The 24,781-nt window shown below is 61.9% G+C and carries 25 protein-coding genes; 12 read left to right on the top strand and 13 right to left on the bottom strand.

All coding sequences use genetic code 11. The features are described from left to right. Positions 1–130: 130 nt before the first annotated feature. Positions 131–580 carry an ImmA/IrrE family metallo-endopeptidase gene (locus tag RBB18_RS04440; RefSeq protein ID WP_306110338.1) on the bottom strand — a complete coding sequence of 150 codons (450 nt, stop codon included), beginning with the start codon at positions 578–580 and terminating at the stop codon, positions 131–133. A gap of 114 nt (positions 581–694) precedes the next feature. Further along, on the bottom strand, positions 695–1,009 hold the full coding sequence (locus RBB18_RS04435) for a helix-turn-helix domain-containing protein (RefSeq protein WP_306110337.1): 315 nt from the start codon (positions 1,007–1,009) through the stop codon (positions 695–697). 169 nt (positions 1,010–1,178) lie between these two features. Between RBB18_RS04435 and RBB18_RS04430 the strand changes: the two genes are divergently transcribed. Then, positions 1,179–2,912: a nucleotidyltransferase gene (locus tag RBB18_RS04430; RefSeq protein ID WP_306110336.1), complete on the top strand. Its 1,734-nt coding sequence runs from the start codon at positions 1,179–1,181 to the stop codon at positions 2,910–2,912. Continuing rightward, a complete protein-coding gene (locus tag RBB18_RS04425; RefSeq protein WP_306110335.1) occupies positions 2,902–3,933 on the top strand; it encodes a CBASS cGAMP-activated phospholipase in 1,032 nt (343 codons plus the stop codon). Before RBB18_RS04430 ends, RBB18_RS04425 begins: the two co-directional genes overlap by 11 nt. A gap of 508 nt (positions 3,934–4,441) precedes the next feature. Here the strand turns inward: RBB18_RS04425 and RBB18_RS04420 are convergent. Genes RBB18_RS04420 through RBB18_RS04380 form a run of 9 tightly spaced genes read right to left on the bottom strand, consistent with a single transcriptional unit; the run spans position 4,442 to position 11,466 of the window. Then, positions 4,442–5,110 (bottom strand): NnrU family protein, encoded by a 669-nt coding sequence (locus RBB18_RS04420; protein WP_306110334.1) that lies wholly within the window; start codon positions 5,108–5,110, stop codon positions 4,442–4,444. A 2-nt stretch (positions 5,111–5,112) separates the two neighbouring features. Next, complete coding sequence (locus RBB18_RS04415; protein WP_306110333.1) at positions 5,113–6,300, bottom strand: NnrS family protein; 1,188 nt, start codon at positions 6,298–6,300, stop codon at positions 5,113–5,115. Next, positions 6,300–6,554, bottom strand: coding sequence for a DUF6522 family protein (locus tag RBB18_RS04410; protein ID WP_306110332.1), 255 nt, complete (start codon positions 6,552–6,554; stop codon positions 6,300–6,302). The genes RBB18_RS04415 and RBB18_RS04410 overlap by 1 nt, the downstream gene beginning before the upstream one ends. Further along, positions 6,551–6,790 carry an NnrT protein gene (locus RBB18_RS04405; RefSeq protein WP_306110331.1) on the bottom strand — a complete coding sequence of 80 codons (240 nt, stop codon included), beginning with the start codon at positions 6,788–6,790 and terminating at the stop codon, positions 6,551–6,553. The genes RBB18_RS04410 and RBB18_RS04405 overlap by 4 nt, the downstream gene beginning before the upstream one ends. Continuing rightward, positions 6,787–6,963, bottom strand: coding sequence for a protein NnrT (locus tag RBB18_RS04400; RefSeq protein ID WP_306110330.1), 177 nt, complete (start codon positions 6,961–6,963; stop codon positions 6,787–6,789). The genes RBB18_RS04405 and RBB18_RS04400 overlap by 4 nt, the downstream gene beginning before the upstream one ends. Position 6,964: 1 nt before the next feature. After that, the gene (locus RBB18_RS04395; RefSeq protein WP_306110329.1) at positions 6,965–8,848 is read right to left on the bottom strand and encodes a nitric oxide reductase activation protein NorD; all 1,884 of its coding nucleotides are present in this window, start codon (positions 8,846–8,848) and stop codon (positions 6,965–6,967) included. Between the two features lie 5 nt (positions 8,849–8,853). Beyond that, complete coding sequence (locus RBB18_RS04390) at positions 8,854–9,648, bottom strand: CbbQ/NirQ/NorQ/GpvN family protein (protein ID WP_306110328.1); 795 nt, start codon at positions 9,646–9,648, stop codon at positions 8,854–8,856. Between the two features lie 3 nt (positions 9,649–9,651). After that, entirely contained in the window at positions 9,652–11,001 is a 1,350-nt protein-coding gene (locus RBB18_RS04385) for a cbb3-type cytochrome c oxidase subunit I (protein WP_306110327.1), read from the bottom strand. A 12-nt stretch (positions 11,002–11,013) separates the two neighbouring features. Beyond that, entirely contained in the window at positions 11,014–11,466 is a 453-nt protein-coding gene (locus tag RBB18_RS04380) for a cytochrome c (protein ID WP_306110326.1), read from the bottom strand. 121 nt (positions 11,467–11,587) lie between these two features. Here RBB18_RS04380 and RBB18_RS04375 point away from each other — a divergent pair, with 121 nt between their 5' ends. Then, on the top strand, positions 11,588–11,800 hold the full coding sequence (locus RBB18_RS04375; RefSeq protein WP_306110325.1) for a DUF1858 domain-containing protein: 213 nt from the start codon (positions 11,588–11,590) through the stop codon (positions 11,798–11,800). Positions 11,801–11,805: 5 nt separating this feature from the next. Here the strand turns inward: RBB18_RS04375 and RBB18_RS04370 are convergent, their stop codons facing one another. Beyond that, positions 11,806–12,495, bottom strand: a complete 690-nt coding sequence (locus RBB18_RS04370) for a Crp/Fnr family transcriptional regulator (RefSeq protein WP_371931590.1) — start codon at positions 12,493–12,495, stop codon at positions 11,806–11,808. 173 nt (positions 12,496–12,668) lie between these two features. On the opposite strand from RBB18_RS04370, the gene RBB18_RS04365 reads away from it, so the two are divergent. From RBB18_RS04365 to RBB18_RS04355, 3 genes are read left to right on the top strand one after another with little or no spacing between them, the layout of a single operon-like run. Next, entirely contained in the window at positions 12,669–13,100 is a 432-nt protein-coding gene (locus RBB18_RS04365) for a pseudoazurin (RefSeq protein ID WP_306110323.1), read from the top strand. Between the two features lie 49 nt (positions 13,101–13,149). Beyond that, entirely contained in the window at positions 13,150–14,367 is a 1,218-nt protein-coding gene (gene nirK / locus RBB18_RS04360; RefSeq protein WP_306110322.1) for a copper-containing nitrite reductase, read from the top strand. A 17-nt stretch (positions 14,368–14,384) separates the two neighbouring features. Continuing rightward, positions 14,385–15,146 carry an SUMF1/EgtB/PvdO family nonheme iron enzyme gene (locus RBB18_RS04355; RefSeq protein ID WP_306110321.1) on the top strand — a complete coding sequence of 254 codons (762 nt, stop codon included), beginning with the start codon at positions 14,385–14,387 and terminating at the stop codon, positions 15,144–15,146. Between the two features lie 216 nt (positions 15,147–15,362). Here the strand turns inward: RBB18_RS04355 and RBB18_RS04350 are convergent, their stop codons facing one another. Next, positions 15,363–16,037, bottom strand: a complete 675-nt coding sequence (locus RBB18_RS04350) for a GntR family transcriptional regulator (protein ID WP_172978124.1) — start codon at positions 16,035–16,037, stop codon at positions 15,363–15,365. A 204-nt stretch (positions 16,038–16,241) separates the two neighbouring features. Here RBB18_RS04350 and torT point away from each other — a divergent pair, with 204 nt between their 5' ends. The 6 genes from torT (at position 16,242) to RBB18_RS04320 (ending at position 24,774) form a co-directional block, all read left to right on the top strand. Then, entirely contained in the window at positions 16,242–17,300 is a 1,059-nt protein-coding gene (torT, locus tag RBB18_RS04345; protein WP_306110320.1) for a TMAO reductase system periplasmic protein TorT, read from the top strand. Positions 17,301–17,422: 122 nt separating this feature from the next. Beyond that, positions 17,423–18,937: a sugar ABC transporter ATP-binding protein gene (locus RBB18_RS04340; RefSeq protein WP_306110319.1), complete on the top strand. Its 1,515-nt coding sequence runs from the start codon at positions 17,423–17,425 to the stop codon at positions 18,935–18,937. Continuing rightward, positions 18,934–19,929 (top strand): ABC transporter permease, encoded by a 996-nt coding sequence (locus RBB18_RS04335; protein WP_306110318.1) that lies wholly within the window; start codon positions 18,934–18,936, stop codon positions 19,927–19,929. The genes RBB18_RS04340 and RBB18_RS04335 overlap by 4 nt, the downstream gene beginning before the upstream one ends. After that, positions 19,922–20,896: an ABC transporter permease gene (locus RBB18_RS04330; protein ID WP_306110317.1), complete on the top strand. Its 975-nt coding sequence runs from the start codon at positions 19,922–19,924 to the stop codon at positions 20,894–20,896. Before RBB18_RS04335 ends, RBB18_RS04330 begins: the two co-directional genes overlap by 8 nt. Before the next feature lie 23 nt (positions 20,897–20,919). Continuing rightward, positions 20,920–22,992, top strand: coding sequence for a hydantoinase/oxoprolinase family protein (locus tag RBB18_RS04325; RefSeq protein WP_306110316.1), 2,073 nt, complete (start codon positions 20,920–20,922; stop codon positions 22,990–22,992). Between the two features lie 3 nt (positions 22,993–22,995). Further along, positions 22,996–24,774, top strand: a complete 1,779-nt coding sequence (locus tag RBB18_RS04320) for a hydantoinase B/oxoprolinase family protein (protein ID WP_152493335.1) — start codon at positions 22,996–22,998, stop codon at positions 24,772–24,774. Positions 24,775–24,781 lie beyond the last annotated feature (7 nt).

Raw genomic sequence — 24,781 nt, 5'->3', positions numbered from 1 at the left:
GCTGCGAGCGCCGGGCTCATGCGGCGACCGGAGCGAGACGGACCTTAAGCGGTTGAGCGGGATGGTAAAAGGTATAGGCGCACTGTGCATCCTTGGCAGCGATACCCGTGGAAATAGACGGGAAGCCCCGCTACCTCCGAGACAATTGGTAATCCACCCCTGTCATTCGAGCCCGCCAAGTCAGCATTTCCCGGCTGACCAGATACTGGTCGCACGCCACTTCATCCGGAATCCTTTGGGATCGGATCGAGAGTAGCGCAGGCCGAGGCAACAATAAGGTGCCGGCGAGCCAGTCAGCCTCATATTCCTGGTCCTGATCGAAGTTTCCCGGCACCAACGAGCCATCTTCCATAAGGAAAGCCTGAGCGAGTTCGTGCCCCAGGATGATGTGCGACAGTTCGTGCATAATCACGTTGTTCCTGCGGCCCGGCGAGGAGACCGGCTTATAGACAACGAGGTTCGAAGGTCCCATGCGCATCGTCAATGCAGCCCAAGAGTCATCCGCCTCGTTGGTCAGAACCGAGAGGTTCTCTGCGTCAAGATCTTCGATCTCTTTGACCGACCACACGGTGATGCCCAAGTGGTCCGCCAAGCGATCGGCTGACAGCGGCCCGGTAGCATGTACTCCAAGCTGCTTGCGATACTCGACTGATCGCCGCTCGCACTGCGATTTGAACCCTCGCCGAAACGCCACCTAATGCCCCCTCGCGTTGACCTTCGCGAACTGGTCGGCTGCTTTCTCAATCAGCGTCGCCAGAGATTGGGCCGTCCGCGGAGGCAGCGCCTTCTTGTTCTTGAAGGCAATCTGAAGGTTGCCGACCCCGGTGAATTTCGATGTGTCCTCTCCCAGCCAAGCGCATACCTTCTCGAGTGTCGCGACGTCCGGGACATGGCCATTTTCTATGCGTGACAGTGTTGAAGGGCTAATCCCGATCTCCCTGGCCGCCGCGCGAACGCCCATGTTGCCCCTGCGTCGCGCCAGAAGATTGCCTATGTCTCCAAGCTCCATGTTGACCTCCTGAGTAGTGCATGTACGACAATTAGTGTTTCATAGACTGGACAGCGGGGCGGGCCGCCGTTACTGTCCAGTCTATGAAACACTAATATTCACCTAAGAGACGGTTGAATCACGTCGGGGTGAACCAGTCAACATTGATGATTCGGCAAGAGAGGCGAGCATGAACCAACTTCCGAAGCACCCCTTCATCCCGCTCGACTCACTGGGCGAGCGCTTGCTGGCCGCCGTGGCGATCAAGCTGGAACTCCCCCCGAGCCAGCATTTTCTGATGACCCAACGAAAGCAGGCCCTCGAGAAGCACCTTGAGCGGGATGGTAGTCCGCTCAAGGATCTCATCCGGATCTTCTACCAGCAGGGCTCGGTCGCGATTGGGGCGACCATCAAGGCGAAGCATCGCAATGTCGGCTTCGACATCGACATCATCGTGGAGCTGCTGCTGAATGACATCAGGCCGTCCGAGGCGCTCGATCTCCTCTACGAGGCGATCCGCGGTGAACAAGGCTCTCGCTACCATGACTGCACGACGCGGCAGACCCGATGCGTCACGGTTCACTACGCGGACGGGATGCACATCGACCTCTCCCCCTCGGTCTTGCTCGAGGCAGGCGATCCCCGCCGGAGCTGCATCTTCCATTCCAAACCAGAGGACCCTCGGTCCAGCGACTATTGCGTGCTCATGAACAGCTTCGCGTTTGCTGAGCACTACAACGCGCTTTGCCCCGTCGATCAGACTTTTGCGGAGGCATATGCGAAGAGGGTCATGGCTGCGGATCAAGCGTTCGAAGTAATCGCGAAAGATGCCGATTCCGTCCCCGTTCCAGAGCATTCGTCTGAAGTAGGCGGCAAGTCTGCCGTCACTGTTGGGTTGCAGCTGTTGAAGCGTAATCGGGACATCCGCTGGATCCCCAGGAAAGGGAAGCGGATGCCCGCCTCCGTGATGTTCAGCTGTCTGACCGTAGAAGTGGCCGAAGCTGGACGCACGATCGGCGAGAACCTCCGTGTTACCGCCACCCACATTCTTGATCGTCACCTCTCTGCAAAACGTATGGGCGAGCTGATCGTGGTGGAGAACCCGCGCTGCAGTGGGGAATTCTTCACGGATCGTTGGCCCGAAGACTGCCACGACCAGGACCTCCTAATCAAGGATATGAAGCTTTTCCTCCGGCAACTCGAAGTGGTTCTCGACGAGAGCCGCTCGCTCAAAGATCGGACCGCAGCCCTTGAGGTGATGTTCGGGGAAACGGTTGCCCGAGACGTCGTGAAGGACTTCGCGGAAGAAACTGGCGATCTTGTTCGGAGCGGCACGCACGCTCTTGGGGCAGCGGGCGGCATCCTCGCGGCGCCTGCGTCAACGAAGGCCAAGCCGGCGGCGAGGACGAACACCTTCTTCGGCTCTAAGCGTCCCCTTCGCCCCCAGACCGGGCTTGTCGCAACGTCGCTCTCGGCCCAGGCCAAGGCCATGGCCCGCAGGTGGCCCCAGTTTCGAGCCACGCTCGGGATGGGGCCTCAGTCGCTGGTCTGGTTCGGAGATTTGAAGGGGCTGGAACGCAGCTTCCACATCAGTGTCGAATACGGACTGCCTCGTCCGGGCGACACCACCATGTCCAGGTTCATGCCCGTCGTCCGGGTGTTGCGCCCTTCGCTCGTCCTCAACTTCGATGCGATCGAAGAGGCGCCCCTTCCCCATGTCTACTTCGAGGGGCCAGACATCCGCCTGTCGCCTCTTTGCTTGTTCGATCCCCAGGCGCGTGAGTGGGACCCCACCATGTTGATCGCAGATACCATACCGTGGGCGGCCCGTTGGCTGGCCTGCTACGAGGTCTGGGAAACAACTGGGCGGTGGGTCGGCGGCGGTCGTCACGCGCATGGGGGAGAGCGAGACAATGCCGCCTGACGCCTCCTACGACCATACAGTACCCCGTCGTTCCGATGGAACCAGACAGACACTCCGCCCGGTTCAGCCGTGGCCGGAGGGAAAACCCTTCAAGATACTCTCAATCGACGGTGGTGGCATTCTCGGCCTTCTCCCTTGTCTCATGTTGGCCGAAATCGAAAACCGGTTTCTCGATGGTGAACCCATCGGGCAGCACTTCGACATGATTGTGGGGACATCAACGGGAGGGATCATCGCCTTGGGGCTGGCGCAGGGGAAATCGGCCGAGGAGGTCTCCAGGCTCTACATTGAACGCGGTGAACGCATCTTTCCCGGGAACAGGCTGACTCGTTCGCTCCGCAATTTCGGTCGGTGGTTCGTGAACCCTTACGACCGGCGCCGGCTCGAGAACGAGTTGCGTCGCGAGTTCGGGGACGCGCTCTTGGGATCTGCGAAGGTGCCGACGTGCATTCCTTCTTTCGAGGGGCGCTATGGTGAGCCCTATATCTTCAAGACACCGCACCATCCAGACTACAAGAAGGACCAGTTCGAAAAGCTGGTCAACGTCGGGCTCTCCACGGCGGCAGCGCCGACTTACTTCTCAGCGATTGAGCGAGACGGCTACGTATTCGCTGATGGCGGAATATGGGCGAACAACCCGGCGATGGTCGGAGTTGTCGACGCTACGACCTGTTTCGATATTGACCGGACACAGATCAGGCTTCTGAGCCTTGGATGTGGCCAGGACACCTATCGAATGCGGTGGTGGCATCGGATTGGTGGCCAGCTTGTCTGGGCCAACCAGTTCTATCTCTCCGCGATGCGCGCTCAGTCACACAATGCACTTGGCCAGGCCGGGCTTCTGATCGGCCGTGAGCACCTCGTGCGGCTTGACGCACCAGAAATGTCAAAGCGCGTTGCCATGGATGATGTCGCGCGTGCGGTGGCCGAGATGCCCCCAATCGCCCGTGCGCTGGTCGAGGCGGCGGGACATCTGGTCGAGGGCATGTTTCTTGCTCGAGCGGTTCCAGAGAGTCAATAAGCGCCAAATCGGCCCCTCTATCGGCGTCCATAATTGAGACATCTGGGTGCGCGCGAAGCTGGCCCAAGGCGACGTGGCTCCAAATTGCGAGTCAGATCCGGCCAGTGTGTGGCTCGGTGTCAAAGTCGGGATGGGGTCGTTTGTGCTGGTTCAACAGGATGGGGCGGACTCCGGGCTTTCGCCGCAGTAGCGATACCCTTCCTCACAAAAAACGAAAGCTGACATTCACCAGGAATGAAATCAAAACCTTGTGGATTGGCAGGCAGGCGGACATCCACACGCAGTACCTGTTGTCGGGAGAGAGAACCTGTATCGATTGCCGTAAGGCGATCGCTCACGAATTGCCCGACATGACTGGAATAGAACCGGGTTGGACAGAACCCGAGGAGCTTCAGGCGGAGGAGCAGCCCGGCCTTGACGACGGAAAGGAAATCCGGAGTTTCCTTACCGATACCGCATCAGGATAATGTGGTCGCAATTCAGCCCTATCTGCTTGCCTCACCTATGCTTACGAAGCGGAAACTCCGATCACGTAGGGATGCGCCAGCAGCAGAGCAGCGAAAGCGGCGAGAGCTATCAAAAACCTGAAAAACAGGTTCGGCCAGGAGTACGGCGCGTGAAACGGTGGAGCAGCCTTGCGGGTCGAGTCGAGCGCCTTCCAGCGTGACACGCCAAGAAGCCGTCGTTTCCGCCGATCGATCAGAGGGCGCCCGGCAAGGGCGAAGCTGCCCAGCACACCGAACAGGATGACATGCGCAAGATCGCCGTTCGGCAGAAGGTGCACACCTGCCCAGATCGCCAATGCCAGCAGGACGGGATGCCGCGTCCAGCGCACGATACCGGGCCGGTCGGGATCGAACCTGTCGTTCCGCGCGCCGCCGAAGGAAAACGGGTTTGGCCGCCTGATGCTGAGCGCAAGGACCAGACACACCACCAGCATGCCCAAATGCGCTGCATGGCGATGCCATTCCATCTGCGGCCAGAGCTGAACGTAGGGTGCCTCGCCGGCGGACCAGATCAGCAGAGCCAGCATCCCGATCGACAGGGCCGAGTAGGCAAGCCCGAAACCGCGCGTGCCGATCCTGCACTCCAAGCGCGACTTTACGGCCGGGCGCACGGGGATCGAGTGCGTCAGGAAGAATGCCGCGAAAACGGCGGCGAAGCCAGTCCATCCCATCTTTATTTCTCCGGTTTGCGGCGCAGGAGCAATGGGCCGTAGGCAAGCGCGAAGCCTGCGAAAGCAGCCAGCCAGAGTGCCCCTGACAAATGGGTCATGCTCGGGTGAACGGTTCCCAGGTAGCGCGCCAGGACCGAGCCGAAGAGGCAGAGGTAGATCGCCAGTGTCGCCCGGTTTCCGGTGAGTGTCTGCCCGGTGTGGCCCAGGCTGGCGCGAGTCATTACGGCAAGGGTCATCGCGCCGATGGCCCCGGCCATCCAGACGTGCTGCGCCCCGGCGGTGTCCGGATTGCCCATGATCTGATCAAGCCCGAGCGCAAGGGCACCCAAGGGGATGAACAGGTAGGCTGCGTGCAGCACCCATAACAGGGGCTCTTGCAGCGTGTGGAGTGGCGTCCAGCGAGCCTGTCGGACGAGGTGCAACCCGCCGAATAGGATCAGGGCGACACCGGTTTGCACCTCGAGGGGCCGGATGACCCAAAGCGTCAGGATGGCGATGCTTCCCAGCAATACCAGCTTGTCGAAACGTTGCATCGGCGGGGCGGGCCGCGCGGGATCATTCGCCTTGGCAAGCCAGTTGCGGGTGAAGGAAGGGATGATCCGCCCGCCGATTACCGCGATCATCATGATGCCGGTCGCAAGGCCAAGGCGCAGCCCGATCCCCTGCGCGGCATAAGCCCCCGTAAGGGCCTCGACATGGAAAATCCCGTTGGCCAGCGAGAAGACGGCCAGGAGGCCCAGCACCACCAGGTTGCGCCAGTTCCGGCCCGCCACGATCTCGCGCAGGATCAGGCAGCCCAGCACCAGCGGAAAGGACAGGTCGATGACGGGTGCGACCGCTGCGGGCAAGTGGCCCGAGATCAGCACCGCCACGCGCCCTGCAACCCAGAGTGCGAAGAGGACCGCCAGCGACCAGCCCACCATCGGCAGCCGTCCCGTCCAGTTCGGCACCGCCGTCAGCAGGAACCCTGCCAGAACCGCCCCGAGATAGCCGAAGAGGAATTCATGCGCATGCCACGACACCGGGTCGAACCGCGTCGGCAGGCTGATTGCCCCTGATAGGGCGGGCAGCCACAACAGCATCGCCAGCGCGACCCAGAGCGCGCCGAACAGGAAGAAGGGCCGAAAGCCGAAGCTGAAGAGCGCCGGCCCCTGCCACGCCCGCATCTGTTCTGCCGATGTCTTAGCCATCATCTTGAGTCCGTTTTGGTGCGCAGGGTCTTGAGCACCGTTCCGTCCTCGGAACAGGTCAGACGCACGCGCAAGTTACCGTGAAAGAAGCTGAGCCGCATTTTTCCGGCGTCGTCCCCCGCGCCGGTTTCCAGCCGCGTTGTAATCCGGCCGTCGCGCATCCTGTCGCGCACATCGGCCGGGGTCAGGTCCAGCAGCCCGGCGAGGTCGGTCGCGTCGATGGTTGGCTGGCCAGTCTGCATGTCGATTTTCATGACGCCTCCTCTCCGTCGGCCATATCCATCAGGTGACGGATGTGCCGAGCGAAATACCACGTCGCGGGTGTCCCGATAACACAGCCCAGCCCCAGCGACCAAGCCGTCGAGGCGATCGGCCCACCGATCCAGCTGAAGATCAGAGAGGCGAAGAAGACGTTGACCGCCGCCGCCCCGGCCCCGAACGGGTAGAGCGCCAAGGCAATGCGCCAGGTGGACCACCCTCGCCGGGTCATCTGCGCGACACCAGTTTCTGCACCGCGATCATGGACGCGACGAGCGCGATGCAGGCCATCGCGTACCAGAATTCCGCGGTGGCCGATTGGGCCTGCGGGATCGGCCGGTCGAAGCTCTCGGCAATAGCGGGCGAAGCGAAGAGCGTGGCAAAGGGAAGGATCAGTCTGCGCATGTCAGGTCTCCTGTGTCAGGGTGCGATAGATGTCGGGCAAGGCGCGGGTCAGGCGTTCGGGGTCGGGCAACAGGGTAAAGCCGCCGCGCCCGAAGATGCGGGCGAACCAGTCCTGCCCGTCTTCGTCTATGATGATGCCGTGCAGGCTTTGCCCTGCATTTCGGGCTTCGCGCACGGCCATGTGGCTGTCCTCGATACCGTGCTGGCCCTCGTAGTGGTCAAGGTCGTTTGGCTTGCCGTCGGTCAGCACGATCAGCAACTTGCGTGTGCTCGGCTGGTCCGCCAATTTTGCGCTGACATGGCGGATCGCGGCACCGAGACGGGTGTAGTGGCCGGGGCTCAGCGCGCCGATATTGGCGGTGATGTCCGGCGACATGGGGGCGTCGAAATTCTTGCAGCGTGTCAGGAAGACGCGGTCGCGGCGCAGGGACGAGAACCCCCAGATGCCCAGCCTGTCGCCCGCCGCGTCGATGCCCCCGGCCAGCGCCGCCATCGCCTCGCGCGCAACCTCGATCACCGAGGTGTCACCGATCGCGGCCTCGGTGGAACGGGAGGTGTCGATCAGGAACGCCACGGACAGGTCCCGCTCGGTCTGACGGGCCGATTGCCAGACCCGGTCCGAGCCGTGCCCGGTGGCGGCCAGGTCCGCGCGGGCCGTCAGCAGGGCGTCGAGGTCAAGCTCGGAGCCGTCCACCTGGCGCGGTTGCAGGATCCGGCGCGGGCGCAGCGCCTCGAACTGGCGGCGGACCTCGCGCAGGCGGCGGGCATCGGGCACGAAAGGCGGACCATCGGGGCGCGCGGGCGCGTCGAGCACGCGGCAATGGCCGGGCATGTAGCTGCGGCTGCGGAGGTTCCACTCGGCATAGGTATATTCCCCGGCCAGCGCCTCGTGATCGGCATCGGCGGGCGACAGGTCAAGATGCAGTCGCAGGCGGGTCGCGGCCTTGCGATCCTGTTTCGACAGGGTGATTCGGTCCTGGTCGTCCGCGGCCTTCTGGGCATTCTCGTCGTCGTCATCATCGACGCTGCGATTGATGTTCATCGACTCGACCCAGGACAGGATCGACTCGAACCGGTGGATGATGAAGCTGTCCTTGCGGTTCTGCTGATCCTGATCCTTGCGCTCGCCCAGTTTGCGGCTGGCATGTGCGGCATTGGGCGGAGGCGCGGCTGGATCGACCTGTTCGTCGCCCGCCGCGGCGCCGGAGCCGGGGGCGGCAAAACGCAGCCAGATCGGCACGGGTGCCGCGGGCATGTAGCCGCGCGGGGCCTGGGTGGGCGCAAGCGCCGGGTTCGCTCCGCAAAGCTGGTCGAGAATGGCGGCCTCCATGGCAGCCTCCTGCACCGGGCGGACGACGTTCGGGCGTGTTTCGGCGCAGAACAATGCCATCTGCGCATAGCTTTTCCGCAGGCCGGGACAGGCGGCATAGGCCGCGTCCGCTGCCGCCATGTTGGCCCGGATCTGGGCGCAGTCGAATGCGGGTCCGTCTACAGCGAAGTCGTACTCCGCGATCTCGGAGCAGGCCGCCAGTGCTGTCAGCCAGAAATAGGCCGCACGGTTCAGAGCGGGGTCCGGAAAGCCGGCGATGAAGGGCGGCAGTGCCAGGCGTTCCCCATCGAACCGGGCGACCCATTCGTGATCGCGCTCGGCCCCGAGCTTGCGCCGGAGGGGCCGCCGGTGGCGCACCAGCGACGCGGCGGCCTCGGACAGTTCGACTCCCGGCGCGCCGCCCAGCGAGCGGAACAGAACGGCAAGGCTGGGCCGGACCGAGGCAAGCGTGACGCTCGCCTCGGGGTAGCTGACCACCACGCCGATCCGGCTGGCCATGTCATGCCAGAGATTGCCGACGGTCTCTTCCGGTTCCATGAGATCGAGAAGATGCATCGCGCTTACCCGTAGATCGTTTCGACGAGGTCGCGCAGCGCCTGCTGCACGTCCGGCTCGTCGCTGAGGGGTTCGATGACGGCAGCCTCGAGCGCCTGAGCGACCCCCATGCCGCCCGCCATCAGCTTGGCGGCATAGATCAGCAGGCGGGTCGAGACGCCTTCCTCCAGGTCCATGCCCGACAGCCGCCGGATATGCCCGGCCAGCCGCACCAACGGTGCGACGCGTCCCGGCTCCAGCCGGCTTTCGGCGGCGACCACAGCGATCTCGCTTTCCGCCTCCGGGAAGTCGAATGAGATCGACAGGAAGCGCTGACGGGTGGAGGGTTTCAGCCGTTTGAGCACGTTCTGATAGCCCGGGTTGTAGGACGCCACGAGCATGAAGCCCGCAGGTGCCACCAACTCCTCGCCGGTGCGGTCGATCATCAGGGTGCGGCGCGTATCGGTCAGCGGGTGCAGGACCACGGTGACGTCCTTGCGCGCCTCGACAACCTCGTCGAGATAGCAGATCCCGCCCTCACGCACCGCGCGGGTCAGGGGGCCGTCGACCCAGACCGTTTCGCCCCCCTTGAGCAGGTAGCGCCCGATCAGGTCGGCGGCCGACAGATCGTCATGGCAGGCCACGGTGTAGAGCGGCTTGCCCAGCCGGGCCGCCATATGCTCGACGAAGCGGGTCTTGCCGCAGCCGGTCGGCCCCTTCAGAAGAAGGGGCAAACCGTTGTCATGGGCCGTCTCGAACAGGTCGCATTCACGGCCCGTGGGCTGATAGAACGGCAGGGTGGGCTTGTTTTCCATGTTCATCGCTCATTCTCCGGGAACAGGGTTGGCGGGGCCCGGGGTGATTACTTCTTTCCGGCGCACGACCAGCATCGAATAGATGAAGAGGAGAGCCCCGATCACCACGGTCGCCCCGGCGCCGAAGCGCATCAGGTAGAAGACCGACAGGCTATCCTGAACGTCCATGTAGTAGTCGCCCACGACGCGCTGCATATGCGTCTGGATGGTGCCGGCGAAGGTCAGCACGAAGGTCATGAAGGCCATCCCCCCGGTCATCAGCCAGAAGCTGGCCATGTTGAGCACCTGGTTGTAGGGCTCGCGCTGGCGCAGCATCGGCATCGCGTAGGTGAAGACCGCCAGGTTCAACGCAACGTAGGCGCCATAGAAGGCAAGGTGGCCGTGGGCCGCGGTGATCTGCGTGCCGTGGCTGTAGAAATTCACCCCGTGCAACGTGTGCAGGAAGCCCCAGACACCCGCGCCGAAGAAGGCGACGGTGGAGGAGCCCAGCGACCACAGAAGGGCAGCCTTGTTCGGGTGGTTCTTGCGGCCTTTCCAGACCATGACGAAGGCGAATGACATCATCAGGAAGAACGGGATCACCTCGAAGGTCGAGAAGATCGAGCCAACCCACTGCCAGTAGCCCGGCAGGCCGATCCAGTAGAAGTGGTGCCCGGTGCCGAGAATGCCCGAGAAGAGCGCTGTGGCGACGATGACGTAGAGCCACTTTTCCACCACCTCACGGTCCACGCCGGTCAGTTTCAGCAGCAGGAAGGCCAGGATCGCGGCCATCACCAGCTCCCAGGTCGCCTCGACCCAGAGGTGGACGACGAACCACCAGTACATCTTGTCGAGGCTCAGGTTGTCGGGGTTGATGAAGGCGAAGATCCAGAGCAGCGACAAGAGCCAAAGGCCCATGAGCAGCACGTTGGTGATGGCCGTCCTCTTGCCGGACAGCACCGTCATCGAGATGTTCACGAGGAAGATGACCGCGGCGACGAGGATCCCGAACTTGACCCACAAGGGCTGTTCGAGAAATTCGCGGCCGCCGTGGATGCCGACGAGGTAGGAGCCCACCGCACCGAGCGTGCCAACCAGCAGGATGATGAGCTGCAGATAGGCCAGTTTCGGCGACCATATCTCGCGCTCGGCCTCTTCGGGCACGAGGAAATAGGCCGCCGCGAAGAAGCCCAGCAGCAGCCAGACGATCAGCGCATTGGTGTGGATCATCCGGATCACGTTGAAGGGCAGTAACTCGGACAGGAAATTGGGCGAGACATAGACCCACCCGGCCAAGAGCCCGCCGGCCACCTGGATGCCGAAAAGGGCCAGCGCGGCCAGGATGTACCAGTACGCCACTTTCTGAGATTCGTATTTCATTGGTTCGCCTCCTTATCCGGCGTCGTTGGGCGGCCAGCCCTGTGTGTCTGTCTGATCGGCCCAGCGCAGGAATTCCGACAGGCCGCGAAGGTCCTCGTCGGTCAGTTCGTAGCGTGGCATCTGGCGGCGTCCTTCGATGCCGCTGGGCTGGCTTTCGATCCAGCCCTTGAGCATCTCGAATGCGTCTTCGGGGCTTTCCATGACGCCCCAGCGGGTCATGACGTTGCCAAGCTCGGGCGCGAAATAGGCGCCTTCGCCGTGCAGGCTGTGGCAGTTGATGCAGGAATGTTCTTCCCACACGTGTTTGCCGTGGCGCACCTCTTCGCTCAGCGGCATGCCGGCGGTCGAAGTTTGCACCACGTAGCGGTGCGAGTGGACGGTCATCCCCACGAAGACCACGACGAAGAAAATCGAGCCCCCGTAGAAGATGTTTCGCGCCCGGGATTTCGTGAGAATTTCAGCCATGTTCGGGCCTCCTTGAAAGCGGGATGCCCATTCGTAGCCGCACCTCAGAGGCCGAAGTTTGTGCCAGCGCAAAGTTCGCCGCGATTGGCCGCTTAAGGTGATCGTTGAAAGGAGACATCTCATGGCCCGCCTGCGTTTGGACGACCCCGATCTGCCTCTGGCCGACCTGATGACGGCGTGGCCACAGACGATCCCGGTCTTCGTGCGGCACAAGATGCTGTGTGTCGGGTGCCTTATCAGCCCGTTTCACACCGTGACCGACGCCTGTGCCGAGTATCACCTCAACGAGGAAGACTTCTTGGCGGAACTCAAGCAAGCGGCGGAGTTGGGGTAGCAGTGCTACTTCTGGCTAAGAACGACCAGCGCGTGGGGATCGCGCACGACAATGCGCTTGCGGCGGCTTTCGACCAGACCCTGCTTCTCCCAGCCGCTGAGCAGGCGACTGACGGTATGCAGCGTGGTCGCGGTCAGTTCCGACAGGTCCTGTCGCGTGATCGGGAAATCGATCTCGATCCCGTTTTCGACCTTGCGACCCGTCTGGTTCACTAAACGCAGAAGCGCATTGGCGACACGCTGTTCGACCTGTTGGGTGGCCATTTCCACGATCTTGTTCTGCACTTCGCCCAGCCGTTGACCAAGTGTCTTGTAGCTTTCGGTGGCAAAGCCGTCGTAGTCCGCGACGAAGCTGTCCCACAGGTGCATCGGCCAGCTGAGCGCAAGCGATTCCGACGCGGTCATCGCGGTCGCGGGATAGGTATCGCGCCCAATGGCGCGGGCGATGCCCATCAGTTGGCCCGGCGGGATGTGTAGGGCCGTGACCTGTTCGCCAGTGGGCGTGATGCGCACGACCCGGACATACCCATCCACTAGCATGTAGAAGCGCTCCGCCGGGTGCCCTTCCTGAAAGATCGCCACGCCCTCGTCGTAGCGCCGTGACGATGCCTGATCCAGGATCGTGCGGATCTGCCGTTTCTCGAGTCGCGAGAACGGAGGCAGGTGCGTCAGCAGGCTCTCGTCGAGTCGCGGCAGCGTCTTGCGCGAATGGGAAGCATCCATGCCCGGGTTTTGCCACATTCCGGCGCGTCGGACCAACACGCATTTTCCAGGTCATCGCGCAGAAGTTTGTGCCAGAGCAAAAAACGCCTGACACGGACACGGTATCTTTCAGTCAACCGAAACAGCGATCTGAAAGGAAGAAACCGATGATCCGCACACTGGCAACCGGGATGGCACTCGCGGCCCTTATGGGCGGTGCTGCCTTCGCCGAAACGTTCGAAGTCAAGATGCTCAACAAGGGCGCCGATGGCGAGCGCATGGTTTTCGAACCGGCCTTCGTGCAGGCAGCCCCGGGCGACACGATCAAGTTCATCGCCGCCGACAAGGGCCACAACGCCGAGACCGCCAAGGACATGATCCCCGAGGGGGCCGAGGGCTTCAAAGGCAAGATCAACGAAGAGATCGAGGTCACCCTCGATACTGAAGGTGTCTACGCCGTGCTCTGCAAGCCGCACTATGCCATGGGCATGGTGATGACCATCGTCGTTGGTGATGTCGAGGCACCCGACAGCTTCCTCGAAGGCCGAGTGCCGAAAAAGGCCAAGGCCCGTTTCGAAGAGCAACTGAGCAACATGTGATGCATCGGTGCGGGGGGCACCCGCCGCACCCATTTCCCAGGAGGAACAAATGACCAAGTTCATCAACCCAGGCCTGACAAAAACCAGCCGCCGCAACGTTCTGCGCGGATCGATCCTGGCCGGCGCCGCCGCCATGACCGGCGCGAGCGCAATGGCAGCCCGCCGCCCGCAACAGCCGCTGAAGGCCGACGCGGTCTCGCGCAACCTTCACAAGGCGGCTGCCGACGGTGCGTCCGCCAGCACCGCGAAACCGGCCGATCTTTCAGGCTATACCCGTGTCAAGCAGGAGCTTGTCGCGCCGCCCTTCGCGCCGGAGCACGAACAGGTCGCCACCGGCGGGCCCAAGATCATCGAGATCACCATGGTCACCGAAGAGCGCCTGATGGTTGTCGATGAAGACACCGGGGCCAGTGTCTGGGCATTGACCTATAACGGTTCGGTCCCCGGCCCGCTGATCATCTGCCACGAGGGCGACATGGTCGAACTGACCCTGCGCAATCCCGCGGACTCGATGATGGAGCACAATATCGACTTCCACGCCTCCACAGGCGCACTGGGCGGCGGTGGGCTGACCCATGTCTATCCGGGCGAGGAATGCGTGCTGCGCTGGAAGGCGACCAAACCGGGCTGCTTTACCTATCACTGTGCCCCCGGTGGCGCGATGATCCCGTACCACGTCACCCACGGCATGAACGGTGCCATCATGGTGCTGCCGCGCGACGGGCTGAAGGACGCGCAGGGCAATCCGCTGCGCTATGACAGCATCGCGTATATCGGTGAGCAGGACTATTACCTGCCGATGGACGAGAACGGCGACTACAAGAGCTATGACGCCGCCGGCGACGACTATGCCGACAGCCTTGAGGCCATGCGGTCACTGGTGCCGACGCACCAGGTGTTCAACGGCGCGGTCGGTGCGCTGACAGGCGAACACGCGCTGAAGGCGAAAGTCGGCGAGACGGTTCTGATGGTCCACAACTCTTGCAACGTGGACAGCCGCCCGCACCTGATCGGCGGGCATGGCAACTATGTCTGGGAAAGCTCCTTCACCGATGTGCCGCTTACGGGCATGGAAACCTGGTTCGTTCGTGGCGGCAGCGCGGCGGCGGCCATGTACACGTTCGAGCAGCCGGGCGTCTACGCCTACGTGAACCACAACTTGATCATCGGCGCGATGCTGGGGGCAACCGCGCACTTCGTCGTAGAGGGCGAGTGGGACAACAACCTGATGGAACAGGTCGTGGAACCACGACCCTTTGAAAGCTGAGCGAAAGGAGCGGAAACATGACCGCCGCGATGACATTGAAGCCTGGCCGGAAGGTGTCCCTTCTTCTGGTTACGCTGTTGGTCATCGCGGCGGTTTTTCTCGGCACCGCGCTGACCCGGCGCGGTGCCGGATACGATCCGACGCTTCTGCCGGAAATGGCCGCAAGCCCCGTCACGCTGTCCACCGGAGCAAAGCTCTACGTCCAGAAGTACGAAGTCAGCGTGGCCGAATGGAACATTTGCCACGATCAGGGCGCCTGCACCCTGCGCCTGCGGAACCGGTCGGACCAGGACGCGCACGTGACGCCCGCAACGGGCCTGAGCTATGTCGATGTCGGTGAATATCTCGACTGGATCAATGACGCGACCGGCGCGAATTTCCGCCTGCCCACCGTAGGCGAGTGGACCGAGATGGCAGCGTCCGTCCTGCCGGAGAAAGCCGATCCGATCTTCACCGATCCTTCGCTCACCTGGGCGTCTACCTATCTGACCGAAGGTTTGACGCCTCGTGCGCTGAAGCCGCGGGGAAGCTTCTCAACCTCTCCTGAAGGCATCGCCGATCTTGACGGAAGCGTTTGGGAGTGGACGCAGGAATGTTTTTTAGGCGCATCCGGTGACTCCGATCCGGCACGGTGTCCAGCATTTTACGTAGGAGGCGAACATGTCGCCGCGATGTCCTACCTTATCCGCGACCCCGCCCGCGGCGGATGCGCCGTCGGCTCGCCCCCAGCACACCTCGGCATGCGTCTCGTAACCGAAAAGGCAGTTGGAGAGCTTTGACTTTGTCTCTCAAACTGCTCTGTTGGCGGTCAATGTCCGCTTTGATGATACCGCACCGCAGCGTTCCCTTCGTTGCGAAATGACCGGTTTGGGCCGGAAGCTGACCGTGGCTGGATTCGAAGAAAGTTCGGCACTTTGATACCTGAGTTAAGCTCCCTGGTCCGATGATGAAACAAGAAAAAAGTTCGGAGTACTTAGCGGCAATTCGGCACGAAACTACGAAATCGCCGCTTGTTCGATATGTGCGATGATGTGGTCCACGGAACTGGCGATATCGCGCACGATGTGCTTGCGTGCATCGGCCGGCTTCTGCTCTTTGATCGCTTCGAAGACATCGTAATGATGATCAATCATGTCACGCCCGCCATGTGCGTAGAAGGATGAAATTGGCGGGCCGATTTGTAGCCAGAGCCCGTCGAGATGGCTGGAAAGGATCGGCATGTTCGCGGTTTCGGCCAGCGAAAAGTGGAATTGCTTGTTCAAGACGATACAGCGTTCCCAGTCCTCGGCCTTCATGGCGGCTTCATTGTCGGTGATATTATTCTTCAGTGCGACGATATCGGCGTCTGTCCGACGTTCGGCTGCGCGAGCGGCGGCAAGACCTTCAAGTTCCAGGCGGATATCGGCGATCTCGCGGTACCGATCAGAGGTGATTATGGGAACGCGAATGTCGCGGGCCGCACGCTGTTCAAGCGCACCTTCCAGAAGCAGGCGTTTCACCGCGTCTCTGACTGGTGTGGAGCTGGTTTCAAGTCGATCGGCGAGGTTTCGAATGGTCAGCTTTTCACCGGGCTTAAACGCCCCGCTGATAATCGCGTTTGCGATCTTTTCGTAGGCGACGTCTCCCAGAGATGCCTGGCTAATGGCTGAAAGCCCGTGATGGTCCTCCACTTTTCGCTCCTTCAGATAGTCACGGTTCGACAATAGCGTTTGGGGCGATCCGTAAAACCCGGTTGCTTAATAGCACGGCATATTAATTTTGTCATGCGTCAAATATGATGCATCATACTTGACGCATGAGATCCATGGGGTATGGTCGCCCGAGTTCCGCTTGGGTTTCCTTTGGGGAATCGGGCTCAGACAGGGAGTATTAAAATGTCCAATAACCACACGCTTCTCGCCACCACGGCTCTTGCCTGCGTGGTGACATTTTCGCCGGCCGCATTCGCGCAAGAGGCTGAGTGGGAAAGCTTTGACGTCTACAACTTTGACAGCGGTGAAGCCGTCGAGGAAACGATTGCACCGACCGAAAGCGCTTCCGAGAAATGGTCGCTTTGCGCTGTTGTTCCGCACATGAAAGACGGCTACTGGATTTCCGTTGATTACGGCCTTGTGGCCGAGGCCAAGCGGCTGGGTGTTGAACTGACGATCTTGCAGGCCGGTGGCTACGACCAGCTGTCGCGTCAGGTCAGCCAGTTCGACGACTGTATCGCTTCCGGTGCGGATGCCGTGCTGATCGCGCCGATCTCTGAGGCCGGCCTGGCCGATAAGATCGCCGCGACCGCCGAGACCGACGTGGTGCAAGTCGGTTTCGTGAACCCGATCCAGTCCGCGCCCGTCAATTCAAAGATTTTCGTCGATTACGCGACCAAAGGTCTTCAGACGGGCAAGTTCCTCGTCGACCATCTGGGCGAGGAGGGTGGCGGTGCCGTCGCGCTTCCGGGTCCGCAGGGGTCCGGCTGGGCCGAGTCGTACATGAGCGGTTTCGAAGAGGGCGTTGCCGACAGCCCGGTCGAAATCCTCGAGCGCAAGTTCGGCCCCGCGGGCGTGGCCCAGTCGCTGGGTCTTGTCGAGGACGCGCTGCAGACGCACCCGGATCTGAAAGCGATCTGGGGCGGTGCGCCTGCCGCCGAGGCGGCCGTGGGCGCTGTGGAAGAAGCCGGTTATGACGACGTGACGATCGTGGCCTCCTACGAGAACCAGACCATGGTCGATAGCCTGAAAAACGGACAAGTTTCCGCTTTTGCCACCGAGTTCCCGGTGATGCAGGGCCGGATCGCGGTGAGCTTGGCCGTCGCCGTGCTTGAGGGCGAGGAAGTGCCCCAGCATCTGGGTGTCATCCCGCAGATGGTTACAACCGACAATGTGGAAGATATCGACTTGACAACGGTGCTGGCGCCGGTCGGTTTCCGCCCGGAATTCTCGGTAGACTGATCCATTCCTTTGCCCGGCCGCGCCTTGGCGCGTGGCCGGGCTCAATACTCATCCTGCAGCCAAGGTACGGCCAAACCCCGAAGCGAAGACCGGCCATTGGCTGTCTGCGGAAAGCGGAGTTCATGCTTGAACTGAACGGAATAACGAAGCGGTTTCCCGGAGTCGTGGCGCTGGACGACGTGGAGTTCCGGCTTAAGCCCGGCGAGATCCATGTCCTGTTCGGCGAGAACGGCGCCGGCAAGTCGACGCTCGTGAACGTGATGGTGGGCAACCACCGGCCCGAAGAGGGCAGCTACACAATCGACGGGAAAAATATGCTGGGTCTCAGCCCTGCGATTGCGCGAGAGAACGGCGTTTCAGCGGTGTTCCAGGAATTCAGCCTCGCGCCGTCACTCACGGTCCTGGACAATATCTGGCTTGGGCGCGAGTTGACAAAATTCGGTCGGATCGACCGAAAGCGGATGCGCGAACTGGCCGAGGCAAAGCTGGCCGAGATGCGCACGAGCCTGCCGCTTGACGCGATCACCTCGACGCTGAGCCGGGCGCAGAAGCAGCAGGCAGAGATCGTCAAGGCGCTGTTGCAGGGTACGCGGTACATCATCTTCGACGAGCCGACGGCGTCTCTGGCGGATGTGGAGGCACAGAATGTGCTTCGCATCATCAAGGAACTGCGCGACCAGGGTGTCGGCGTCGTCTATATTTCCCACCGAATGCGTGAGATCCGCGAACTGGCCGAACGTGTCACCGTGCTTCGCAACGGTAAGTACGTGGGCACCATCGAACAGGACGAGATCGAGGAAGACCGGCTGGTGTCGATGATGACCGGCCGCAGCATGGTCGACCTGTTTCCCCATGTGCCGCACAATCCGGAAGAAGAAGTTCTATCCATCTCGCACCTGGCCACAGCATCCGGTGGGGTGAAAGATGTGAGCCTCGAAGTGCGCGCGGGCGAAATCGTCGGACTGGCGGGGCTGGTTGGCTGCGGAAAGGGTCGCGTGGGACGCGCCTGTTTTGGGCTGGAGCCTGTTGCCCGGGGTGAAATCTTTCTCAAGAGGGTGCCCGTCACGCCGCGTAGCCCGGCGCAAATGCTGCAGAGCGGCGTCTGCTATTTCCCGTCTGACCGGGGGGCCGAAGGGCTTTGTCTGAACCGACCAATCTCAGAAAACATTACGATGAGCGATCTTGATACGCCAGAGATCGGCAAGCGGGGATTGATCGACCTGAACGGCGAACGCCGCCGTGCCCAAACTGCCGCGGAGCGGCTGAAGTTGTCGACCGACAACATGAACACGCGGGTCGAAATGCTGTCAGGTGGCAACAAGCAGAAGATCCTGCTCGCGCGGGGCCTCTCGCGGGAGTTCGACCTGTTTATCTTCGACGAACCAACGGTGGGCGTCGACATCGGCGCCAAGGCCGAGATCTATCAGCTGATGCGCGACTTGACCGAAGGCGGTGCCGCGATCCTCGTGATCTCTTCAGACCTCGAAGAGGTCGTGCATATCAGCCACCGCATCTACTCCATCCACGAGGGGCAGGTCGTTGCCGACCTTCGCGAGGGAGCCAAGACCGAAGAGCGCGTGCTCGCCAGCTTTTTCGGCAAGCAGCCGGACACCGAGACAGAGGATATCGCGCAATGACTGCCCAGACCGATACCCCCAGCAAGCCGAGGTTCACTGCGCAGACGCTCGCGACATGGATCTTGCCGGTCATCATCGTCGGAATCTTGGCGGTGATGGCGCTGGTCGAGCCGCGCTTCTACAGCCGTCTGAACATCTTCAACATCCTCCGCAATTTCACTCTGACGTCTCTGCTGGCGCTGGCGCAGGCGCTGGTGATGATCGTGGGTGGGTTCGATCTTTCGATCGGCGCGATCATGGCGGCGGGTTCTGTCGTGGCTGCGGTCTCGATGCTTGCTCTTACCGAACCGTTCTATTCACAGCCGATGCTGATCATCTCGCTTGGCTTTGGAGGGGCGCTGCTGGTCGGCTGCTTCGCGGGTGCGATGAACGGTATCCTGGCGGCCAAGTTGAAGGCGTCGCCCTTCATCATCACGCTGGGCACGATGACCGTCATATCGGGCCTGACTTTCTGGTACACGAAAGGGGCGCCGATCTATGGCACGCCCAGTGAACTGGTCTCGGAGATCGGGCGCGGGCGGCTGTTCGGCGTGCCGGTGATCTTCTGGTTCGGCGTGGTGGTGATGGGATTGCTGTGGTGGCTCTGCACGCAAACGAAGTTTGGCCGGCATATCTATGCCGTGGGCTCGAACCCTTCGGCGGCGCGCGAAAGCGGCATCAACCCGACGCGGGTACTGGTCGTGGTTTACGGTCTCTCAGGCGTGCTGGCTGCCGCAGCGGGGCTTATCCTGACCGCGCGGCTGGGCTCGGGGCAGTCCGGTATCGGCGGCGACGCGGCGATCCAGTCGATCGCGGCTGCGGTTATTGGCGGGGTCTCGCTGAGGGGTGGTATCGGCTCGGTTCCCCGGGTCGTCATGGCCGCCCTGTTTCTTGCGCTCATGTCCAACGCGCTCAACCTCGCCCAGATCGACAGCAAATTCCAGACGCTGGTTCTGGGTGTCTTCCTGATCGGCTTTGTCGCCATCGAGAGAAAGTTCGACCGCAATGACTGATGTTTCCTCCTTCATCCGGTCCGATCGGATCCGGAGCCAGATGTTCGAATTGGCGATGGTCGCGGCCATCCTGATGATGATCGTCATCTTCGCCGTCGCCGAGCCGCAGTTCCTGTCGCTTACCAACGTGTCCAACGTTCTAACTCAATCGAGCTACCTCGTGCTTCTGGCCTGCGCGCAAGCCGTGGTGATCCTCGTGCGCGGCTTCGACCTGTCGCTGGGCGGTACCGTTTCCCTGGTCAGCCTGACCGCGGCGATGGGCATGACGATGACAGGCGCATTGCCGATCCCGGCGGGGATCGCGGCGGGGGTTGTGACGGGTCTGATCGTAGGGCTGTTCAACGGGTTCTGCGTTGCCTGGCTCAAAATTAACCCGTTCATCGTGACGCTTGCGACGATGAATATCCTCCTTGCCATCTCGTCGACCATCACCGGCGGCTTCCCGGTGACTGACCTGCCCGATGGGTTCAGCGACATGCTTTCAACGGCGGCACCGTTGGGCGTGCCGGTGCCGGTCATCGTCACCGCGGTTGTGGTCTTTCTGCTACATCTCATGCTGCGCCGCACCCGGTTCGGGCGGTCGATGTTCCTTGTCGGCTCGAACCCCGAGGCGGCCTATGTCGCCGGAATCTCGTCGCAGCGGATCCTGTTGTGGAGCTATGCGCTGTGCTCTTTCTTGATCGCGTTGGGCGCCATCCTGATGACTGCCCGTACAGGATCGGGTGAGCCCAATCTTGGTGGTGCGCTGACCCTTCAGACCATTGCCGCCGCGGTGATCGGGGGTATGAGCCTTCGCGGTGGCGAGGGAAGTATGGCCGCACCGGTTCTGGGCGGTTTCTTCGTCACAATCCTGTCGAACGGGATGAACCTCACACGCGTGGACGGCTACCTGCAGGAGGTGACGCTGGGCGTCCTGATCGTCGCTGTTCTCGTTCTCGACCGTTTGCGCCACCGGCGCACTTCATGACCCCAACAAGGAATGATCGCTTCATGAGCTACCAAGTTTGCATCGACATCGGCGGGACTTTCACGGACTGCCTGGTCGTCGCACCCGATGGCGAGGTGCGTATCTTCAAATCACCCACCACGCCGGGCGAATTCGAAAACGGTTTCGTCAACGTGCTGCACGTCGCGGCGGAAGGTTATGGGCTGGAACCTGCGGAGTTCATCGCCCAGATCGACCAGATTGTGCATGGGTCGACCGTATCCACAAATGCGCTTGTCGAGCGCAAGGTGGCCCGCACGGGCGTGATCCTGAACGAAGGACACAAGGATATCCTGACGCTGCGCGAAGGCCCGCGGAAAGGCGCCTTCGAGTGGAAAATTGACTATCCAGAGCCTTACATCCCCGCGTCGTTCACGAAAACGGTCAGGGGCCGGATTGATGCCCGCGGCCACGAACATGTGGCCCTGGACGAGGCGCAGGTACGCGAGGCCGTGCAGGCCCTGATCGATCGCGGTGTCGAGGCTATTGCCGTGGGGTTGCTCTGGTCGGTCGTGAACCCGGCGCATGAACTGCGCGTTTCAGAGATCATCCGCGAGATGAAGCCGGACCTCGCCGTATCGCTGAGCCACAAGACCAACCCGCTGCCGCGCGAGTACAAACGCATCATCGCAACGGCGATCGACGCGTCGATTAGCCCGGTCATATCCTCTTACATCTCCAAGCTGGTCAAAAAACTGGACGAGGCGGATTTCAGCGGCGAGCTTCTGCTGGCCAACTGCGTGGGCGGGATGATGCCCACCGAGACCATGATAGAACAAGCGATCTATTCGGTTATGTCGGGCCCAACGCTCGCCCCGATGGCCGCGCTGGCGCTCACCGACGAGAAAGACGTTATCGTCGGCGATATGGGCGGGACCACCTTTGACGTCTCGGCGCTGCGCGACCACAAACTGATCATCACGCCGGATTCGATGATCCACGACGACGCGCTTGGGATTCCGAAGGTCGATGTGCGCTCGGTCGGGGCAGGGGGCGGTTCCATCGCTCAGGTCGATGTGGGTGGCATGTTGCAGGTTGGTCCGCATTCGGCCGGGGCGCGTCCGGGGCCGGCCTGTTTCGACAAGGGCGGAGACAAGCCCACCGTGACAGATGCCAACCTGCTGCTCGGTCTCATAGATCCGGACTACTTCCTTGGCGGCGCCTTCCCATTGCGCCGCGACTTGGCCGAGCAGGCTGTGAAGCCGCTGGCGGACGAGCTGGGCGTGAGCGTGGAAAAGGCGGCTTATGCCATCTACACAACTGCCAACCACAACATGGTCGGCGCAATCGAAGACATTACCATCCGCGAGGGGCTGAACCCCCGCGACAGCTATTTCGTCGCTGGGGGTGGCGGCACCGCTTTGCATATCGCCGAGATGGCCGACGTGATGGGACTTTCGAGCTACATGATCCCGCGCTTCATGGCTGGCCTTTCTGCCTTTGGCGGACTGATTTCCGACCTGCGCAACGATTTCTCCGGCGCGCTGCATACCGACGCGCGGCGCTTCCGGCTGGATAACGTGAACCGGCTGATCGACGACCTGCGCAAGGAGGCGAAGGCGTTTCTCGAGACCGCCCGTGTACCGGAGGATCAGCATGCGTTCGAACTTAGCTTTCAGGGACGCTACGAATACCAATCGTGGGAGATCGAGGTGCCGTTCACCCTTGAGAATGGCAAGCTGAGCGAGGCAGATATCGAAGATCTGTCGAAACGGTTCCACGAGATGCACGAACGCATCTACTCGATCCGCAACGAGGACGACACGGTAGAGTTCACCCGCTGGAACGTCCGGGCCATCGGCAAGCGTGACACAATCGATACGTGGCGGGCCGGCAAGATCGCCCCGCAGAACGGGGCGCCCGCGCCCAAGGCGCATCGGTCGGTCTGGATTCAGGAGGGCGTCGATGGCGGCTTCCGTGACTTGCCGGTCTACAACCTGAACGACCTCGGCGCCGGCGCCGAGGTGTCCGGCCCCTCCGTCGTCGAGGCAGAGACCTACACGGCGATCTTCCGTCCCGGTCACGACTTCAACGTCGATGATCTCGGCAACCTTCTCGTCACTATCAAACGGAGCTGAGCCATGAGCACGACCCAGCAGACCCGACTCGACCCGTTTCTCGTTTCCGTGCTGAAAAGCCGGTTCGAATCCATCGTCCGCGAGATGACGCTCGTCGTAACCAAGGCGAGCCGATCGGCCGTCATCAAGAACGCCAAGGACCTGAGCTGCGCGCTTCTGACCTATGATCACCGCCTGGTGACGACAGAGGATGCGCTGCCGATCCACGTCACTTCGATGGATGTGGCCACGCGCCCGATCACCGAATTCTTCGATGACGTGAAACAGGGCGACATCTTCCTGAACAATTCGCCTTTCACTGGCGGCACCCACCACGCTGACCTGATCATGGCGCTGCCGGTCTACTTCGACGGCGAGCCGCTGTTCTGGGCGGTGGCGCTGTCGCACCATGCCGATACCGGTGCGCCGGAGCCATCGACGTACCTGCCATATGCCAAATCGATCTTCGAGGAGGGCATGCACTGGCCCTGTGTGCGGGTGGCGGAGAACTACGAGGAAAAAAAGGACATCCTGAGGATGGGCGCGCTGCGCAACCGGGTGCCCGACCTGTGGCTCGGTGACGTGCGGGCCCAGAAGGGGGCCGTGCTGACCGCAGAGAAGCGCATCGTCGAGCTCTGCGAGAAATACGGGAAGGACTCGATCAAGGACTTCGTGGAAGACTGGTTCGACTATGCCGACCGTCGTGCCAAGGCCGAGATATCGAAGCTTCCCAAAGGCACCTATGATTACCAGATCTCGCATGACCCGGTGCCGGGCGTGGCCGATGAGGGCATTCCAATCAACCTCAAGATCGAGGTCGACCCGGAGGCCGGCGAGATCACCGTCGATGTGCGCGACAATATCGACTGCGTTCCCGGCGGGCTGAACCTGACAGAAAACACCTGCCTTGGCGCCTGCCGGATCGGGGTGTTCAACAACCTCGATGCCAGCCTTCCGCATTGCTATGGCTCTGCGCGGCGGATCAACGTGCTGATGCGCGAGGGGTCGGCCATCGGCAAGCCGGTCTACCCGGCAGGCACGTCCGTAGCGACGACCAACGTGAACGACAGGCTCACCACAGCGGGCAACGCGATCTTTTCAAAGATGGGCAAACCATTCGGTCAAGCCGAGGGTGGGCCGCACCTGCCTGTGGGCATGGCGGTCATCTCGGGACAGGACCCGTTCAAGGACGGACAGACCTACGTCAACCAGATCTTTGTCGGCTATGCCGGGGGCGGGGCAAACCATGGCCATGACGGTTGGCTGACATATTGCGGGCCGGCGAATGGCGGTTTGATCACGCTTGATAGCGTCGAGGTGGATGAATCCATGTACCCCTTCATTATCGAATCCCGCGAAGTCGAAGCCGATAGCCAAGGCTATGGCGAGTTCGAGGGCGCGCCGGGCGTGCGGGGGGCCTATTACCCTCTCGATCACGACATGACCGTTATGTACGCGGCCGATGCCTCGACCTTCGCACCGCGCGGCGTGCTGGGTGGACTCGACGCAAACCCGACGAAGTCGCGCAAGAAAACCCGGGCGGGCGAGGTTGTAGATCTACCCGCCTTCAACCAGGAACTCTGCGGCGACGGAGAGAAGATGATCTTCAACTCCTGCGGCGGAGGAGGTTACGGCGATCCGTTGGATCGCGAGCCGGCCCGTGTCGCCAAGTCTGTCAACCTCGGCTTCATCTGCGCCGACACGGCCCGCGACGTCTACAAGGTCGCGCTCTCCGGCCCGGACGCCTCCGGGCGGTACGATGTTGATTCCGAAACCACCGCAACCCTGCGCAAAACTGCCTGATCATTAG

This window comes from Roseovarius sp. MMSF_3298 (assembly GCF_030733705.1).
Taxonomy (GTDB): Bacteria; Pseudomonadota; Alphaproteobacteria; order Rhodobacterales; family Rhodobacteraceae; genus Roseovarius; species Roseovarius confluentis.
This window is presented reverse-complemented; position numbering and strand designations above follow the sequence as displayed.

Bases quoted from the DNA above. Each gene is read 5' to 3' on its own strand.
- RBB18_RS04435 (WP_306110337.1), bottom strand. From the start codon at position 1,009: ATGGAGCTTGGAGACATAGGCAATCTTCTGGCGCGACGCAGGGGCAAC.
- RBB18_RS04430 (WP_306110336.1), top strand. From the start codon at position 1,179: ATGAACCAACTTCCGAAGCACCCCTTCATCCCGCTCGACTCACTGGGC.
- RBB18_RS04425 (WP_306110335.1), top strand. From the start codon at position 2,902: ATGCCGCCTGACGCCTCCTACGACCATACAGTACCCCGTCGTTCCGAT.
- RBB18_RS04420 (WP_306110334.1), bottom strand. From the start codon at position 5,110: ATGGGATGGACTGGCTTCGCCGCCGTTTTCGCGGCATTCTTCCTGACG.
- RBB18_RS04415 (WP_306110333.1), bottom strand. From the start codon at position 6,300: ATGGCTAAGACATCGGCAGAACAGATGCGGGCGTGGCAGGGGCCGGCG.
- RBB18_RS04410 (WP_306110332.1), bottom strand. From the start codon at position 6,554: ATGAAAATCGACATGCAGACTGGCCAGCCAACCATCGACGCGACCGAC.
- RBB18_RS04405 (WP_306110331.1), bottom strand. From the start codon at position 6,790: ATGACCCGGCGAGGGTGGTCCACCTGGCGCATTGCCTTGGCGCTCTAC.
- RBB18_RS04400 (WP_306110330.1), bottom strand. From the start codon at position 6,963: ATGCGCAGACTGATCCTTCCCTTTGCCACGCTCTTCGCTTCGCCCGCT.
- RBB18_RS04395 (WP_306110329.1), bottom strand. From the start codon at position 8,848: ATGCATCTTCTCGATCTCATGGAACCGGAAGAGACCGTCGGCAATCTC.
- RBB18_RS04390 (WP_306110328.1), bottom strand. From the start codon at position 9,648: ATGAACATGGAAAACAAGCCCACCCTGCCGTTCTATCAGCCCACGGGC.
- RBB18_RS04385 (WP_306110327.1), bottom strand. From the start codon at position 11,001: ATGAAATACGAATCTCAGAAAGTGGCGTACTGGTACATCCTGGCCGCG.
- RBB18_RS04380 (WP_306110326.1), bottom strand. From the start codon at position 11,466: ATGGCTGAAATTCTCACGAAATCCCGGGCGCGAAACATCTTCTACGGG.
- RBB18_RS04375 (WP_306110325.1), top strand. From the start codon at position 11,588: ATGGCCCGCCTGCGTTTGGACGACCCCGATCTGCCTCTGGCCGACCTG.
- RBB18_RS04365 (WP_306110323.1), top strand. From the start codon at position 12,669: ATGATCCGCACACTGGCAACCGGGATGGCACTCGCGGCCCTTATGGGC.
- nirK (WP_306110322.1), top strand. From the start codon at position 13,150: ATGACCAAGTTCATCAACCCAGGCCTGACAAAAACCAGCCGCCGCAAC.
- RBB18_RS04355 (WP_306110321.1), top strand. From the start codon at position 14,385: ATGACCGCCGCGATGACATTGAAGCCTGGCCGGAAGGTGTCCCTTCTT.
- torT (WP_306110320.1), top strand. From the start codon at position 16,242: ATGTCCAATAACCACACGCTTCTCGCCACCACGGCTCTTGCCTGCGTG.
- RBB18_RS04340 (WP_306110319.1), top strand. From the start codon at position 17,423: ATGCTTGAACTGAACGGAATAACGAAGCGGTTTCCCGGAGTCGTGGCG.
- RBB18_RS04335 (WP_306110318.1), top strand. From the start codon at position 18,934: ATGACTGCCCAGACCGATACCCCCAGCAAGCCGAGGTTCACTGCGCAG.
- RBB18_RS04330 (WP_306110317.1), top strand. From the start codon at position 19,922: ATGACTGATGTTTCCTCCTTCATCCGGTCCGATCGGATCCGGAGCCAG.
- RBB18_RS04325 (WP_306110316.1), top strand. From the start codon at position 20,920: ATGAGCTACCAAGTTTGCATCGACATCGGCGGGACTTTCACGGACTGC.
- RBB18_RS04320 (WP_152493335.1), top strand. From the start codon at position 22,996: ATGAGCACGACCCAGCAGACCCGACTCGACCCGTTTCTCGTTTCCGTG.